A 13,860-nucleotide genomic window follows, 5' to 3' on the forward strand; every position below is an offset into this window, starting at 1 on the left:
GGGCGGTTATTCCCCGCCACCCCCATACCAGAGGCCGATGCTGATGCTGCTGGCGCCGCTGGCCTTCAGATAGGCGATCCAGAAATCCAGCACCCGGTTCTCCACGGGGCGGGGCAGCGCCTTGCGGCCAGGGTCATGGCCCCGGCCAAAGCCGAACATGTCGACCTGCACCTGTGTCAGCGGCGCCAGAAGCCGTTGATCGGTGACGGTGCGCAGGTTCTTCGCGGGCTGCCCCTCCGAGAGCGCCGTATAGGGTAGCAGGTCGGAATGTTCCAGAAGATCGGAGAAGACGATCATCCGGTTCAGCCCGCGCGGCTTCCAGGTTTCGGCGACATTGCCGATGGTGCGCAGGATTTCAGAGCGCGGATAGGCCTGCTTCTCCTTCAGCATGCCGATCAGAACCTGGGCCAGCCGGCGTTTGAACTCCCGGTTTTCCGCCTTGGCGACGGTCGGCTTGCAGGTGGCCATGATCCAGTCCGTCAGACCGCCGCCTTCGGGGCAGCCGGGCACGCATTCCTCAAACTTGCGGGCCGACGCCGCATAATCGTCGGTGATGGTATGGACCACCAGCCGGTCACCGGGCTTCAACTCGCCCACGAACCGGTCAAGGCCCGCGATCAGGATGTCGATATCCTGCTGATCATATGGGGTGGTGCGGTCCACCAGCAGGGCGACGGTGCCCGTGCCCTGCTTGCAGTAATCCTGCCGCGCGGCCAGGGCGGCGGGCGCCAGACCGGCCAGCAGCGCCAGGAGAAGCAGGAGCTGCCCCAGCCTCATCCCCGCACCGCCCGCAGCAATTGCGCGCTGATCTGCAAGGCGGATGGGATTTCGCGCAGGCAGGCGGGTGTGCCGTCGCTGCGGGCGCGCAGATTGCCGATGCGGTAATTGATCAGCCGGTTATGGCTGTTCATGCCCAGCTGGCGCAGGCTCTGTTCATAATCGGCGCCGGCGGATTTGCGGTCGGCCTGGATGGTGGCGATGTCCTTTTCCAGTTGTTCGATCTGCCGGTTCAGGGCGGCGATCATGTCGTCATATTTGCGCGTCGCCTGCATACGCTGCTTGTTATAGTCAGTTTCCCGACCGGTCACGCGCTTGCGGGCCTTTTCGGCCTTGCGGGTCAGGCGTTCATAATCCGGGTGCGGATCATGCCGCACGAAGGACGCGACGACGCCGACCGTCAGGATCACCAGATTGATGACCAGCAGGGTCCAGCCGGCGGAACCCAGTTCCGTGCCCGTCACCTGTGCCGCCGTGCTGGTCAGGTCGCCCTGGCGCAGCAGATCGGCGAAGGAGCTGTTGGTGTCCGCCTCCAGCAGGCGCAGGAAATGTTCGCGCACCGCCGCGATGAAATAGACCAGCGTGCCCGACAGTCCGGCCAGAACGGCGGCACCGGCATAATAGGAAAGCCGCGCCTGCATCCGTTCATGCTGGTTCGCCTGCTTCAGCCACAGGCCGATGAAATGCGCGAACAGGGCCAGCACCCCGCCGATGATCAGCGAGATGAACAGGGACAGAAGCGGCGTCTCCTGAAAGAAGAACTCGAACGCCATGCGGTTGACCGGCACCTCGGCCAGACAGACCAGCAGCATCAGAAACGGATAGGCCCAGACCATGGAGACGCGCAGGGGCCGGGCCAGTTCCGCCTGCAACCTGGCGACGGCGGCGACGGCTTCCGACTTGCGTTCGGTCAGGTCACGGAATTCGGGGCTGTCGGGCCCGACCTTGTGCGACAGGTCGTTCAGGGCGCGCTGTTTTTCATCCTGAAGGGTGCGGCGGCGATTGACCAGATCCTCGTCCCGTTCCTTCAGCTTCTGCTGCTCGGCGATGTCCAGTTCCGACAGATAGGTCAGGCGCGCCTTCTCATAGGCGGCGAAATCGGCGGTGACCTGGGCCAGAACCTGATCCTGCACGGGGTTCTGTGGCGCATCCAGCGGCGGAAAACCCTTCTCCCCGTCGCGGGCCCCGCGCGTCTCATCCGCCCGCCGCTCGCTGTCGCTATAGCTCAGATGCCGGCCGATATGCATGTCGGCCATCTGCTTCACCCGGTTCGCCATCCCGCTCCCCCGAAGGTCGAGGCGTGGTGCCCCTTTGAGGAAAAGAGCATTTCATGTCGATTATGGGGCGGCAAGGATGGGGCCGGGCCGGAAGGGGCCATTTAAGCCGGTATCCGGGAGGCCTTCCGCCATGATTTGGACGGATTTGGGGGCGTCATCCTTTCATCAAGGCGTCGATATCCCGATGCCCCTCTATAATGCTGATGATATGCAGACTGTCATCTTCATATCGGAAAAGAATGATATAGCCGCGATAGGCAAAGCTGCGGATGCCTGAGCGAATATCATCGCGGGGGCGTCCCAGGGTTCCCGGCAGTTCCGCTAGTTTCTGGCACTGCGCCCTCAGCCGCTGAACGAAATGCAGGGCTGGCTTCGTCTCACCTGCTCTTTCGGCTAGGTATGACAGGATATCGGCAAGATCGCGTGAAGCCGCACTTGTATAGAATAGCCGCCGCATGGCCTAAAGGCCGCTGGCCTGCAATTCCCTGATCCGTTCGGCAAGGACCGCGTCAACCTCTTCCTCCGAAAGCTCACCACCTTCTGCGAGGGCGTCGTCCACGATACGGCGCAATTCGGTTAGCCGGGCTTCACGGGATTTAAGTAGGGAAAGGCCCGCCGCGACAACGGCGTCCGGGCTGTCGAACTCGCCGGAAGCGACGGCCTCGTCAATAAACCCTGCCCAGGGTCCGGTAACAGATACCTGCATGATCGGCCTCCTTCGGGCACTGCCTTAGGACCGTATCATAACATTTCCTGCCACAGGACCAAGGCCGCCGCCCACCCCTAAAACAAAAAGGGGAGGCCTGTTTCCAGGCCTCCCCTTCGTCTTTTCAAACCAGAACCAGCGATCAGCCGGCTTCGGCCTGACGCTCGGCGCGCTTGCGGTCGTTCGGGTCCAGCAGCTTCTTGCGCAGGCGGATCGACTTCGGCGTAACCTCGACCAGCTCGTCGTCCTGGATGTAGGACAGGGCCTTTTCCAAGGACATGCGGATGGGCGGCGTCAGGACGACGGCTTCATCCTTGCTGGTGGTGCGGATGTTCGTGAGCTTCTTGCCCTTCTGAACATTCACTTCCAGGTCGTTCTCGCGGGTATGCTCACCCACGATCATGCCTTCATAGACCTTCCAGCCGGGCTCGATCATCATGGGCCCGCGATCTTCCAGGTTCCACAGGGCATAGGCCACGGCCTCGCCCTCGGCGTTGGAGATCAGCACGCCGTTGCGGCGGCCGGGGATCGGGCCCTTGTAGGGGGCGTAATCATGGAACAGGCGGTTGATGACGCCGGTGCCACGGGTGTCGGTCAGGAACTCGCCCTGGTAACCGATCAGGCCGCGCGAGGGGACGTGGAACACCAGACGGACCTTGCCGGCGCCCGACGGACGCATTTCCAGCATCTCGCCCTTACGCTCGGCGATCTTCTGCACGACGACGCCGGAGAAATCCTCGTCCACGTCGACGACGACTTCCTCGATCGGCTCCAGACGCTGACCATTGGTGTCGGTCTTCATGACCACGCGCGGACGGCTGATCGACAGCTCGAAGCCTTCGCGGCGCATGGTTTCGATCAGGATGCCCAGCTGCAATTCGCCACGGCCCGCCACTTCGAACGCATCGGCATTCTCGGTTTCGCGGATGCGCAGGGCGACATTGCCTTCGGCTTCGCGCATCAGACGGTCGCGGATCATGCGGCTGGTGACCTTGTCACCTTCGCGACCGGCCAGGGGTGAGTCATTGACCGAGAAGGTCATGGCCAGGGTCGGCGGGTCGATCGGCTGCGCCGGCAGGGCGTTCTCGACGCTCATGTCGACGATGCTGTCGGCAACAGTGGTCTTCACCAGACCGGCGATGGCGACGATGTCACCGGCCTGCGCCTCTTCGACCGGCACGCGCTCCAGACCGCGGAAGGCCAGAACCTTCGACGCGCGGCCCTGCTCGATCAGCTTGCCGTCGCGGGACAGGGCCTTGATGGCCATGTTGGTCTTGACGCGACCGGACTGGATGCGGCCCGTCAGGATACGGCCCAGATACGGGTTGGCTTCCAGGGTGGTGGCCAGCATGGTGAACGGCTCGTCCACGCTGCCGACCTTGGGGGCCGGTACGTGGTTGACCACCAGCTCGAACAGCGGGGTCAGATCCTTGCGCTCGTCATCCAGGCTGTTGACGGCCCAGCCATTGCGACCGGAGGCGAACAGGGTCGGGAAGTCCAGCTGCTCGTCGGTGGCGTCCAGCGAGGCGAACAGGTCGAAAATCTCGTTATGCACTTCGTCGGGACGCGCATCCTGACGGTCGATCTTGTTGACGACGACCATCGGGCGCATGCCCAGCTTCAGGGCCTTGCCCAGCACGAACTTGGTCTGCGGCAGCGGGCCTTCGGCGCTATCCACCAGCAGGCAGACGCCGTCCACCATGTTCAGGATACGCTCCACCTCGCCGCCGAAATCGGCGTGGCCCGGCGTATCGACGATGTTGATGCGGACGTCGTTCCAGACAACGGACGTGCACTTGGCCAGGATCGTGATGCCGCGCTCACGCTCCAGGTCGTTGCTGTCCATGGCGCGCTCGGCGACCTGCTGGTTTTCACGGAAAGTGCCGGACTGCTTCAGCAGCATGTCGACGAGGGTGGTCTTGCCATGATCGACGTGGGCGATGATGGCGATATTGCGCAATTGCATGGGTACGGTCCTGCGTGCCTGGTGCTGGTCGCGCGCCGCCCAATGACTATGTCCGCCGGATCGGGGTTCGCGCATGAAAAACGCCCGGCCACCCTGTCAGCGTTCGAAGGGAACGGGAACAAGGGTGGCCGGGCTGTTTCGCGACGCAATATAATCGTTTCGCAATGGCTTCGGTAGGGTGCAGAAGGTGGGGCTGCCCTGCGTTTCGTCGGATCGCGGTTAAGGTTCCTTCAAGGGGTTGGCGGGAAAGGCGTCAGGCATGCCACCATCCCCCGCCAGCCCATCCCATGCCCGTTGGCCTAACACCAAAGCGCCTGTGCCTTACCCCTGGAAAGCCGCCCCCGGCCCATGCCACCATGGCGGCAACCGGGGGAGGATAATGAGCCAAGGCAGATGGCAAAAATGGATGCTGATGGCGGCGGCTGCCCTGGCGGCGGAGCCCATCCATGCCCAGGAGACGAAGTATGAGGTGGTGATCGAAGGGGTGGATGATCATCCGCACCTGTCGAAACTGCTGACCGAAGTCTCCAGCCTTGTCGCCTTGAAGGAAGACCCGCCGCCTTCGCCCATCGGCCTAGGCCGTCGGGCCGATGCCGATCTGGACCGGTTCCGGGCCGCCTTACGGTCCGAAGGGTTCTATGACGCCATTGTCGATGCGGAGATCGATGTCGATGTGGTGCCCGCCAAGGTCCTGATCCGGGTGGAGGAGGGGGCACGGTACAAGGTGACAACGGTCGCCATTGCCGGGCCAAATGAACAGCCCCTGCCCGATGGCGCGCCCACACCGGACGCGCTGGGTCTTGCCATCGGGTCGGATGCGCGTGCCCCGGCAGTGGTGGATGCCGAAGGCCGCATCCTGCCGCGCCTGGCGGAAAAGGGCTATGCCTATGCCCGCCTGCTGGACCGCAAGCTGATTGTGGATCATGCCAAGCAGGGCATGGACGTCACCTATGTCGTTGATCCCGGACCGAAAGTGACGTTCGGCGATGTCACCTTCAACGGTCTGGACGAGGTATCGCAGCGCGCGGCCCGCCGCCGGCTGCCCTGGCGCGAGGGTGATGCCTATCACCCGGCCGCCATGGAGGAGGGGCGGCAAGCCCTGGCCGATCTGGGCGTTTTCTCCTCCGTCCGGCTGCGGCTGGCCGATCAGCCGTCGGGTGACCAAAAGGCACCCGTCCTGGTCGATCTGGCCGAACGGGAAATGAACTATGTCGGTTTCGGTGCCGATTACGGGACCGAGGACGGGTTCGGGGCCAATGCCTATTGGGGTGATCGCAACCTGATGGGCAATGCCGAGAAGCTGCGGGTCGATGCCTCGGTCGCCGGCATCTCCCGCCGCGGCGAAACCAGCGCCAGCGATTTCGATTACCGTCTGGCCGGTACCTATCAGCAGCCGGATTTCCTGTCCCGCCGCCAGTCGCTGAACCTGTCGGCGGAGGCTTTGTCGGAACGGCCCGATGCCTATCGCCGTCAAGCACTGGTCCTGACGGGTGCCGTGGAACGCAAGCTGGGCAAAGGCTTGAAGGCCAGCCTGGGCATGACGGCGGAACAGTCCAAGATCGAGGAAAGCCAGCAGACCACGCGCAACACCCTGGTCGGTATTCCCGCCGCCATCACGCTCGACCGGTCCAATGATCTGTTGAACCCGACCAAGGGTTTCCGCCTGTCGGGCGCCATCACCCCCTATCTGGCGGCCTTTGGGGACAGCAACAGTTTCACGGTCGCGCGGGTCGGCGGCAGCGCCTATTTCGATTTCAAGGATGATGGCTGGTATGTGGGCGCGCTGCGCGGCGTCTATGGCGCGGTGATCGGCGGCGGGCTGCTGGATGTGCCGGCTGACAAGCGCTTCTTCGCGGGCGGCGGCGGGTCGATCCGTGGTTATGGCTATCAGGAAGTGGGGCCGCGCGATGACAAGGGCGAGCCGCTGGGCGGCGTCTCGCTGCTGGAAATGTCCGCCGAGATGCGGGTGAAGGTGACGGCGGATATCGCGGTCGTGCCCTTCGTTGACGCCGGTAATGTCTACACGACCGAGTATCCCAAGCTGGGCCAGGGCCTGCGCTATGCCGCCGGTATCGGCGGACGCTATTACACCGTCATCGGCCCCATCCGCCTGGATGTGGCGGTGCCGCTGAACAAGCGCGACGGGGACAAGGCGTTCCAGTTCTACATCTCCATCGGCCAGGCGTTTTGAGGAGGGGATGATGAGCGATTTCAACCGCCTTCGCCCCATCCTGATCTGGATCGCCGCCGGTGTGGCCGGTCTGATCGGTCTGATCGTGCTGATCGCCGTATCGGCGGGCATCTGGCTGTCCACCCCGTCGGGCCGTGATTTCGTGCTGTCAAAGGCCGGGGAGGCCGCGCCGGAACTGACCGTGGAGGGCGCGGACGGGTCGATCTTCGACCTGCGCGCCGCCCGGATCACCATGTCTGATGCCAATGGTGTCTGGTTGACGGTGGACGGCGCGCATCTGGCATGGAACCCCTGGGCCCTGTTCTCCCGCACTCTGTCGGTGGCGGATCTGTCGGCCAAGGCCGTGACGGTATCGCGCCCGCCGCTGCCGAAACCGTATGATCCCAATGACAAGGGCGGTTTGCCGCGCCTGCCCGTTGCCGTCACCTTGTCGCGGCTGGCGGTGGAGAAGGTGACGCTGGGGCCAGACCTGCTGGATGGCAACCCGGCGGTGCTGACCCTGGCCGGGCAGGGGCGGTTGCCGGCGGGGGAGCTGGGCGGATCGGGGTCGCTGGACATCAAGCGCATCGATGACCGGCCCGGCACCCTGACCATTGCCGGCGATTACCGGCCCGGTCGCCGCCTGACCCTGACGGCGGAAGCGCTGGAACAGGGTAACGGGCTGATTGCCGAATTGCTGGACATTCCGGGCCGCCCGCCCGTGACCCTGACCCTGAAGGGCGATGGCCCGTTGACCGATTGGACGGGGACGGCCACGGCCAAGGCCGGCGATGCCGCCGATGCCAAGGCCGAATTCAGGATCAGGCCGTCGGGTACTAAGTTGACCTTCGGTCTGGACCTTTCGGGCAATGTGCAGGCCCTGCTGCCGCCCGATATCCGCCCCCTGGTGGGGCCGGACCTGCGCATCGGGGCCGGTGGTCTGATCGATCCGGGGGTGAAGCTGGCGCTGGATGGTGTCGGCATCCAGACGGCCGTCGGCAAGCTGTCAGGCGGCGGTGCGTTCGATATCAAGACCCGCGTCATCAATGTCGGCGCCTGGGTGGAGCTGCCGGATGCGGCCATCCTGTCACCCCTGCTGGGGCCGGCGCGGATGAAGGCGGCGCGCGGCAGCATCACCCTGACCGGTACGCCGGAGGCACCGGAACTGGCCACCGATCTGACCCTGGATATGGTTGGCCTGCCGGACCTGACGCTCAACAGTCTGGGCGTGAAGCTGTCGGCCAAGGGATTGGAGCAGACAGCGGTCATTGCGGCCCTGCATCTGGACGGCGCGTCAGGGGCGCTATCGGCCCTGACGGGACGCACATCCGATCTGGCCGCCGAACTGACCGTGACCCGCGCTAAGGGCGGGATCGATATTGCCAAGGCCGGATTCATCGGCACGGCGCTGTCGGCCACGGCCAGCGGATCGCTGACCGGCTGGGGCCGGGATGGCGAACTGGCCCTGACCCTGTCGGCCAAGGATCTGGCGCCGCTGTCCGGGGTGGCCGGGCGCAAACTGTCCGGATCGCTGGCGGTGGAGGGCAAACTGCGCCGGGCGGGCGGAAAGACGGCGGTAACGCTGCAGGGGGAGGGCAAGGAACTGGCGGCGGGCGTCGCGGTCCTGGACCCGCTTCTATCGGGCCTGACGGAGATTTTCGCCGATCTGGAGGTGGCGGGTGACGAGATGGCGCTGCGTCGCCTGTCGCTGACCAACCCGCAGCTGAAGATCGGCGGGGAGGGGCGGTACGGTCCCAAGGGCATCAATGCCGATGCGGTGGTGGAGGTGGCGGACCTGTCGCCCCTGTCGCCGGCGCTGGGCGTGGCGATGGCGGGCGGGGTCACGGCCCGGCTGAAAAGCCCCGGTGCCGACACGATGACGCTGGAAATGGTGGCGGACGGGCTGACCATGGATGGGTTGCGGCTGATCGATACGCGCCTGGATGCACGGCTGTCGGGCCTGCCCAAGGCGGCGAAGGGCCGGATTGACGTGGCCAGCAGCCTGAACGGGCAGCGCATCGCCCTGGGCAGCGAGCTGTCACAGACTGGTTCCACCCTGTCGCTGGCCGGGATCGAGGCGGTGATCGGCCTGAACCGATTCAATGGCGACCTGTCGCTGGATACCAGCACGGGGCTGGCGGCGGGGCGCCTGACCGGTACCGTGCCCGACCTGGGCATCCTGGCCTTCATCGCGGGGGATGAGGTCTGGGGCAATGGTACCGTCAATATCGCGCTCAGCCATGACAAGGGCCGGCAGTTCGCGGATGTGAAGGCCGATTTTAAGGAAATCTGGCGGCGCTGGCATGGGCAGAAGGTGGCTTCCATTGCCCTGTCGGCCCGTCTGGACGGGACCGACAAGGTGCCAAGCGTCGATGCGGGCTTCACCGTTACCGGTGTCGATGCCGGAACCCTGGACCTGGACAAGATTACGGGGGCGGCGCGCGGTCCGTTATCCGCCGTTTCCCTGTCCTTTGATCTGTCGGGCAAGCGCGGGTCGGCGCCGGTACGCTTGTCCATCGCGGGGCAGCTGGCGACGGGGGCCAAGGACGCGATCACGCGGGTGGGGCTGGGCACCCTGTCGGGGGCCTATGGTGATACGGAATTCCAATTGGCCAATCCCGCCACCCTGTCCTTTGGCGAGGGCGTGGTGGGCGTGCAGGGACTGGTGGTTCTGGCCGGTGACGCGCGGGTGGAGGTGACAGCGGACCTGTCGCCCAGGGCGCTGGGCGGGCGGGTGTCGCTGACCAAGCTGCCGCTCAACTGGGTGCGCCTGATCGATCCGACCCTCACGCTCTATGGCCATCTGGACGGCACGGCCAGCCTGTCGGGCACCGTGGCCGATCCCAAGGGTGTGATGTCGCTGAAACTGTCGGAATTTGCGCTGGCCCCGCAGGTCCTGAAAGGACCGTCGCCGCTGGGCGCCACCCTGAATGCCGATTGGCAGAAGGGGCGTGTGGCGCTGAATGCCAGGATCGACAGCGCGGGATCGGGTGTCGGCCTGTCGGCGCGTGCCGACCTGCCGCTGGAAATGCGAGGGTCGGCGACAAGCATCGCCATGCCCACCGACAAGCCGGTCAGCGGCCGGCTGGAGGGCAATGTCGCGCTGCGCCGGCTGAACGATCTGCTGGCGACAACGGGTGACCGGCTGGGCGGGCAGATGGTGCTGGACCTGACCTTGGGCGGCACCCTGGCTGACCGGCAACTGACGGGCAGTGTCATGCTGAACAATGCCCGCTACGAGAATCAGCGCTGGGGCACGCAGATCACCGATATCGAGGCGGTGTTGAAGGGTGATCCCGAAGGGCTGGTGATCGACCGGTTTGAGGGCAAGACGCCGGGCGGCGGCACCGTCACCCTGGCCGGCAGCGTCGGCCTGCGCCCCGAACGCGGCGACCGGCAGATCGACCTGCGCCTGACCGCGAAAAAGGCCAAGCTGGCCGGGATCGACATGGTGGAGGCGGTGGCAGGTGCCGACATCACTGTCACCGGCAAGCCGACACAGATGATGATCGCGGGACGCGTGGATGTGGCCAATGCCCATATCCGCATCCCGGACAAGCTGCCGCCCACAGTGGTGGAGGTGAAGGTGGTGGAGATCAACCATCCCCGCCGCATCGCCCCGCCCGGTGCCGTCAGCAGTGCCAATGCCAAGGCGGAGGGAGAGGTGCCACCGGCCCTTGTCATCGGCCTGAATATCGATGTGGAGGCGCCCAACCAGATCTATGTCGCAGGCCGTGGGCTGGACGCGGAACTGAAAGCGTCGTTGAAGCTGCGCGGGACAGCGGATCTGCCGCTTTTGTCGGGCAACGTGTCGCTGGTCAAGGGTGAGATGGGGCTGCTGGGCCAGACCTTCACCCTGTCGCGGGCCAATGTCACCTTCCTGGGCGATGGCACCTTTGACCCCTCGCTTGATCTGGAGGCGCGCACGCAACGCGGCGACCTGACGGCCATTGTCGCCGTCACGGGCCGCCCGTCGAAACCGACGGTGAAACTGTCGTCGCAGCCGCCCTACCCGGAAGACGAAGTGTTGGCCCGGCTGCTATTCAACCGGGGGGCGGGGCAGTTGTCGGCGTTGGAGGCGGTGCAACTGGCGCAGTCGGCGGCGCAATTGTCGGGCCTGTTCGGCGGGGGTCCTGGCTTTGTTGACAATGTGAAACGCTCGCTCGGCGTGGACCGGCTGGAATTCCGGGGCAGCGAGGATGGCACGGGGGCCGGCACCGTGGCCGCCGGCCGCTATATCGGCGATAACATCTATGTCGGGGTGGAGCAGGAGCTGGGCACCGGGCAGAGCAAGGCGACCGTGGAATATGGCATCACCGACCATATCAAGGCGCGTGGCGAGGTCGGGACCGAGAGCAAGGTCGGCGTGCAGTTCCAATGGGATTATTGAGGGGGGTGACAGGCGGCCCGCCGCACCCCCAGAATGCCGCCGGATATGATCAAGGTGGCGGACACCCATGGCCGACAGGCTTTCTCCCTTCATCGATGCGGTGCGCGCCGGCCAGTCCCTGCGCCTGACCGGCGGCGGCAGCAAGCCGGGTCTGGGCCATGCGGTCGCGGGCACGGCCCTGTCGCTGTCGCCGCTGTCGCAGGTGGTGTCGTATGAGCCGGCGGAACTGATCCTGGTGGCCGAACCGGGGGTGACGATGGCGGAGCTGCGGGCCTTGCTGTCGGCCAAGGGCCAGGCCCTGGCGTTTGAGCCGCCGGACCTGGGCCCGCTTTATGGCCGTCCCGCCGGCACGGATACGCTGGGCGGGGTGGTGGCCACGGGCCTGTCGGGGCCGGGGCGGGTGAAGGCCGGGGCCGTGCGCGACCATGTTCTGGGCATGACCGCCATTGCCGGCGACGGGCGTGTTTTCCGGTCGGGCGGCAAGGTGGTGAAGAATGTCACCGGTTTCGACCTGCCCAAGCTGCTGACCGGGGCGCATGGCACGCTGGGCCTGATGACGGAGATTGTGGTCAAGGTGCTGCCGGCCCCGCCCTTGTCCAAGACCATGGTCCTGGCGGGGATCGAGGGCGCGGAGGCCAGCCGCGTCCTGGCCGATGCGCTGGGTTCGGCGGCGGAGGTGGGGGCGGCGGCGTTCACGCCATCCTACCTGCCGCTGGATGGGTTGCTGCCCGACCGAACACCCTGTGTGCTGCTGCGGCTGGATGGGGTTTCGGTGTCGGTGGCGGAACGGCTGTCCGCACTTGAACGGCTGCTGGAGGGGCGGGCGGCCATGGCGGTGCTGGAGGGGGACGAATCGGCCGCGCTGTGGGCATGTCTACGCGATGCGATGCCGCTGGCCGAACGGCCCGATCTGGATGTCTGGCGCCTGTCGGTGCCACCCATGACGGGGATGGGGGTGCTGTCCGCCATCCGGGCCGCGATCCCGCGTGCGCTGGGCTGGCTGGATTGGGGCGGGGGCCTGATCTGGGTCGGGCTGCCGGGCGGGATGGCGGATGCGGGGGTGGGTATCGTGCGGGGGGCGCTGGGCGGGGATGGGCATGCGACCCTGATGCGGGCACCCGATGCGGTGAAGGCGCGGGTGCCGGTGTTTCAGCCGCTGCCCGGCCCGTTGGCCGCCCTGACGGCGCGGGTGAGGGCACAGTTTGACCCGGCAGGCATCCTTAATCCCGGCCTGATGGGGGTGTGATGCAGACCCATTTCACCCTGGCACAACTGGCCGACAGCGGTACCGCAGAGGCGGAGAAGATCCTGCGAACCTGTGTGCATTGCGGGTTCTGCACGGCCACCTGCCCCACCTACCATCTGACGGGGGATGAACGCGACAGTCCGCGCGGTCGCATCTATCTGATCAAGGATATGCTGGAAAGCGGACGGGATGCGGGGCCGGTGGAAACCCACCATATCGACCGCTGCCTGTCGTGCCTGTCCTGCATGACCACTTGTCCATCTGGCGTGCATTACATGCATCTGGTCGATCACGCCCGCGCCCATATCGAGAAGACGGCCAAGCGCCCGGTGAAGGTGCGGCTGACGCGGGCGGCACTGGCGCTGATGTTGCCGCATGCGGGGCGGTTCCGGGTGGCGATGGGGCTGGCGAAACTGGCCCGCCCGTTCCGCGCCCTGCTGCCGCCCGACCTGCGGGGTATGCTGGACCTGGCGCCCGACCGTGTGCATCCGCGGCAGGCGCAGGAGGGGCCTAGCGTGTTCCCTGCGCAGGGAACACGGCGCATGCGGGTGGCGCTGCTGCCCGGCTGTGTGCAGCCGGCGCTGAACCCCGCCATCAATGAGGCGGCCATCCGGTTGCTGCCCCGGTTGGGGGCGGAGTTGGTGGTGGCGAAGGGGGGCGGCTGCTGCGGGGCGCTCACCCACCATATGGGGCGCGACGGGCACGGGTTCGCGGCGGCCAATATCCGCGCCTGGATGGAGGAGGTGGAGGGCGATGGCCTGGACGCCATCATCGTCACGGCCAGCGGTTGCGGCACCACCGTCAAGGATTACGGCCATATGTTCCGCGATGATCCGGTGCTGGCGGGGCCGGCGGCGACCGTGTCGGCCCTGGCGCGCGATGTGACGGAGGTCTTGGCGATGCTGGGCCTGCCGGCGGAGGTGAAGGTGCCCCGGCCCCTACGCGTGGCCTATCACGCGGCCTGTTCGTTACAGCACGGGCAGAAGGTGAAGGACCCGCCGCGCGACCTGCTGCGCCAGGCCGGGTTCACATTGCTGGAGGTGCCGGACGGGCATCTCTGCTGCGGGTCGGCGGGCACCTATAATTTGTTGCAGCCAGAGCTTTCGGGGCAGTTACGCGATGCCAAGGTGGCGGCGATCGAGGGGACGCGGCCCGACGTGATCGCCGCCGGCAATATCGGCTGCATGACCCAAATCGGGACGGGTACCGCCCTGCCTATCGTGCATACGGTGCAGTTGCTGGACTGGGCGACCGGTGGGCCGGCGCCGGATGGGTTGTCCTAAATCAAAAAGCCCCGTGAATGCGGACATCCACGGGGCTTTTTGGGG

9 protein-coding genes are annotated in these 13,860 nt (G+C 66.0%); 4 read left to right on the forward strand and 5 right to left on the reverse strand.

Features of this window, described 5'->3' with window-relative positions; all coding sequences use genetic code 11:
- Nucleotides 1-6: 6 nt before the first annotated feature.
- From ACT6Q8_RS14015 to typA, 5 genes are all read right to left on the reverse strand, one after another.
- A complete protein-coding gene (locus ACT6Q8_RS14015) occupies nucleotides 7-777 on the reverse strand; it encodes a hypothetical protein (RefSeq protein WP_444733323.1) in 771 nt (256 codons plus the stop codon).
- On the reverse strand, nucleotides 774-2,054 hold the full coding sequence (locus ACT6Q8_RS14020; protein WP_444733324.1) for a hypothetical protein: 1,281 nt from the start codon (nucleotides 2,052-2,054) through the stop codon (nucleotides 774-776). The genes ACT6Q8_RS14015 and ACT6Q8_RS14020 overlap by 4 nt, the downstream gene beginning before the upstream one ends.
- 154 nt (nucleotides 2,055-2,208) lie before the next feature.
- Nucleotides 2,209-2,511, reverse strand: coding sequence for a type II toxin-antitoxin system RelE/ParE family toxin (locus ACT6Q8_RS14025; protein WP_444733325.1), 303 nt, complete (start codon nucleotides 2,509-2,511; stop codon nucleotides 2,209-2,211).
- 3 nt (nucleotides 2,512-2,514) lie between these two features.
- On the reverse strand, nucleotides 2,515-2,760 hold the full coding sequence (locus tag ACT6Q8_RS14030; RefSeq protein ID WP_444733326.1) for a ribbon-helix-helix domain-containing protein: 246 nt from the start codon (nucleotides 2,758-2,760) through the stop codon (nucleotides 2,515-2,517).
- Between the two features lie 142 nt (nucleotides 2,761-2,902).
- Nucleotides 2,903-4,726 carry a translational GTPase TypA gene (gene typA, locus ACT6Q8_RS14035; RefSeq protein ID WP_054168911.1) on the reverse strand — a complete coding sequence of 608 codons (1,824 nt, stop codon included), beginning with the start codon at nucleotides 4,724-4,726 and terminating at the stop codon, nucleotides 2,903-2,905.
- Nucleotides 4,727-5,105: 379 nt separating this feature from the next.
- Between typA and ACT6Q8_RS14040 the strand changes: the two genes are divergently transcribed.
- The 4 genes from ACT6Q8_RS14040 to glcF all read left to right on the forward strand — a co-directional run bounded on the left by ACT6Q8_RS14040 (nucleotide 5,106) and on the right by glcF (nucleotide 13,815).
- Nucleotides 5,106-6,917: an autotransporter assembly complex protein TamA gene (locus ACT6Q8_RS14040; protein WP_444739393.1), complete on the forward strand. Its 1,812-nt coding sequence runs from the start codon at nucleotides 5,106-5,108 to the stop codon at nucleotides 6,915-6,917.
- 7 nt (nucleotides 6,918-6,924) lie between these two features.
- A complete protein-coding gene (locus tag ACT6Q8_RS14045) occupies nucleotides 6,925-11,286 on the forward strand; it encodes a translocation/assembly module TamB domain-containing protein (protein ID WP_444733328.1) in 4,362 nt (1,453 codons plus the stop codon).
- Nucleotides 11,287-11,353: 67 nt separating this feature from the next.
- Nucleotides 11,354-12,532 (forward strand): FAD-binding protein, encoded by a 1,179-nt coding sequence (locus ACT6Q8_RS14050; protein ID WP_444733329.1) that lies wholly within the window; start codon nucleotides 11,354-11,356, stop codon nucleotides 12,530-12,532.
- Nucleotides 12,532-13,815, forward strand: coding sequence for a glycolate oxidase subunit GlcF (gene glcF / locus ACT6Q8_RS14055; protein ID WP_444739394.1), 1,284 nt, complete (start codon nucleotides 12,532-12,534; stop codon nucleotides 13,813-13,815). Before ACT6Q8_RS14050 ends, glcF begins: the two co-directional genes overlap by 1 nt.
- Nucleotides 13,816-13,860 lie beyond the last annotated feature (45 nt).

This window comes from Niveispirillum sp., assembly GCF_052437035.1.
Taxonomy (GTDB): domain Bacteria; phylum Pseudomonadota; class Alphaproteobacteria; order Azospirillales; family Azospirillaceae; genus Niveispirillum.

Coding starts and splice junctions, on each gene's coding strand:
- ACT6Q8_RS14015 (WP_444733323.1), bottom strand. CDS start 777: ATGAGGCTGGGGCAGCTCCTGCTTCTCCTGGCGCTGCTGGCCGGTCTG.
- ACT6Q8_RS14020 (WP_444733324.1), bottom strand. CDS start 2,054: ATGGCGAACCGGGTGAAGCAGATGGCCGACATGCATATCGGCCGGCAT.
- ACT6Q8_RS14025 (WP_444733325.1), bottom strand. CDS start 2,511: ATGCGGCGGCTATTCTATACAAGTGCGGCTTCACGCGATCTTGCCGAT.
- ACT6Q8_RS14030 (WP_444733326.1), bottom strand. CDS start 2,760: ATGCAGGTATCTGTTACCGGACCCTGGGCAGGGTTTATTGACGAGGCC.
- typA (WP_054168911.1), bottom strand. CDS start 4,726: ATGCAATTGCGCAATATCGCCATCATCGCCCACGTCGATCATGGCAAG.
- ACT6Q8_RS14040 (WP_444739393.1), top strand. CDS start 5,106: ATGAGCCAAGGCAGATGGCAAAAATGGATGCTGATGGCGGCGGCTGCC.
- ACT6Q8_RS14045 (WP_444733328.1), top strand. CDS start 6,925: ATGATGAGCGATTTCAACCGCCTTCGCCCCATCCTGATCTGGATCGCC.
- ACT6Q8_RS14050 (WP_444733329.1), top strand. CDS start 11,354: ATGGCCGACAGGCTTTCTCCCTTCATCGATGCGGTGCGCGCCGGCCAG.
- glcF (WP_444739394.1), top strand. CDS start 12,532: ATGCAGACCCATTTCACCCTGGCACAACTGGCCGACAGCGGTACCGCA.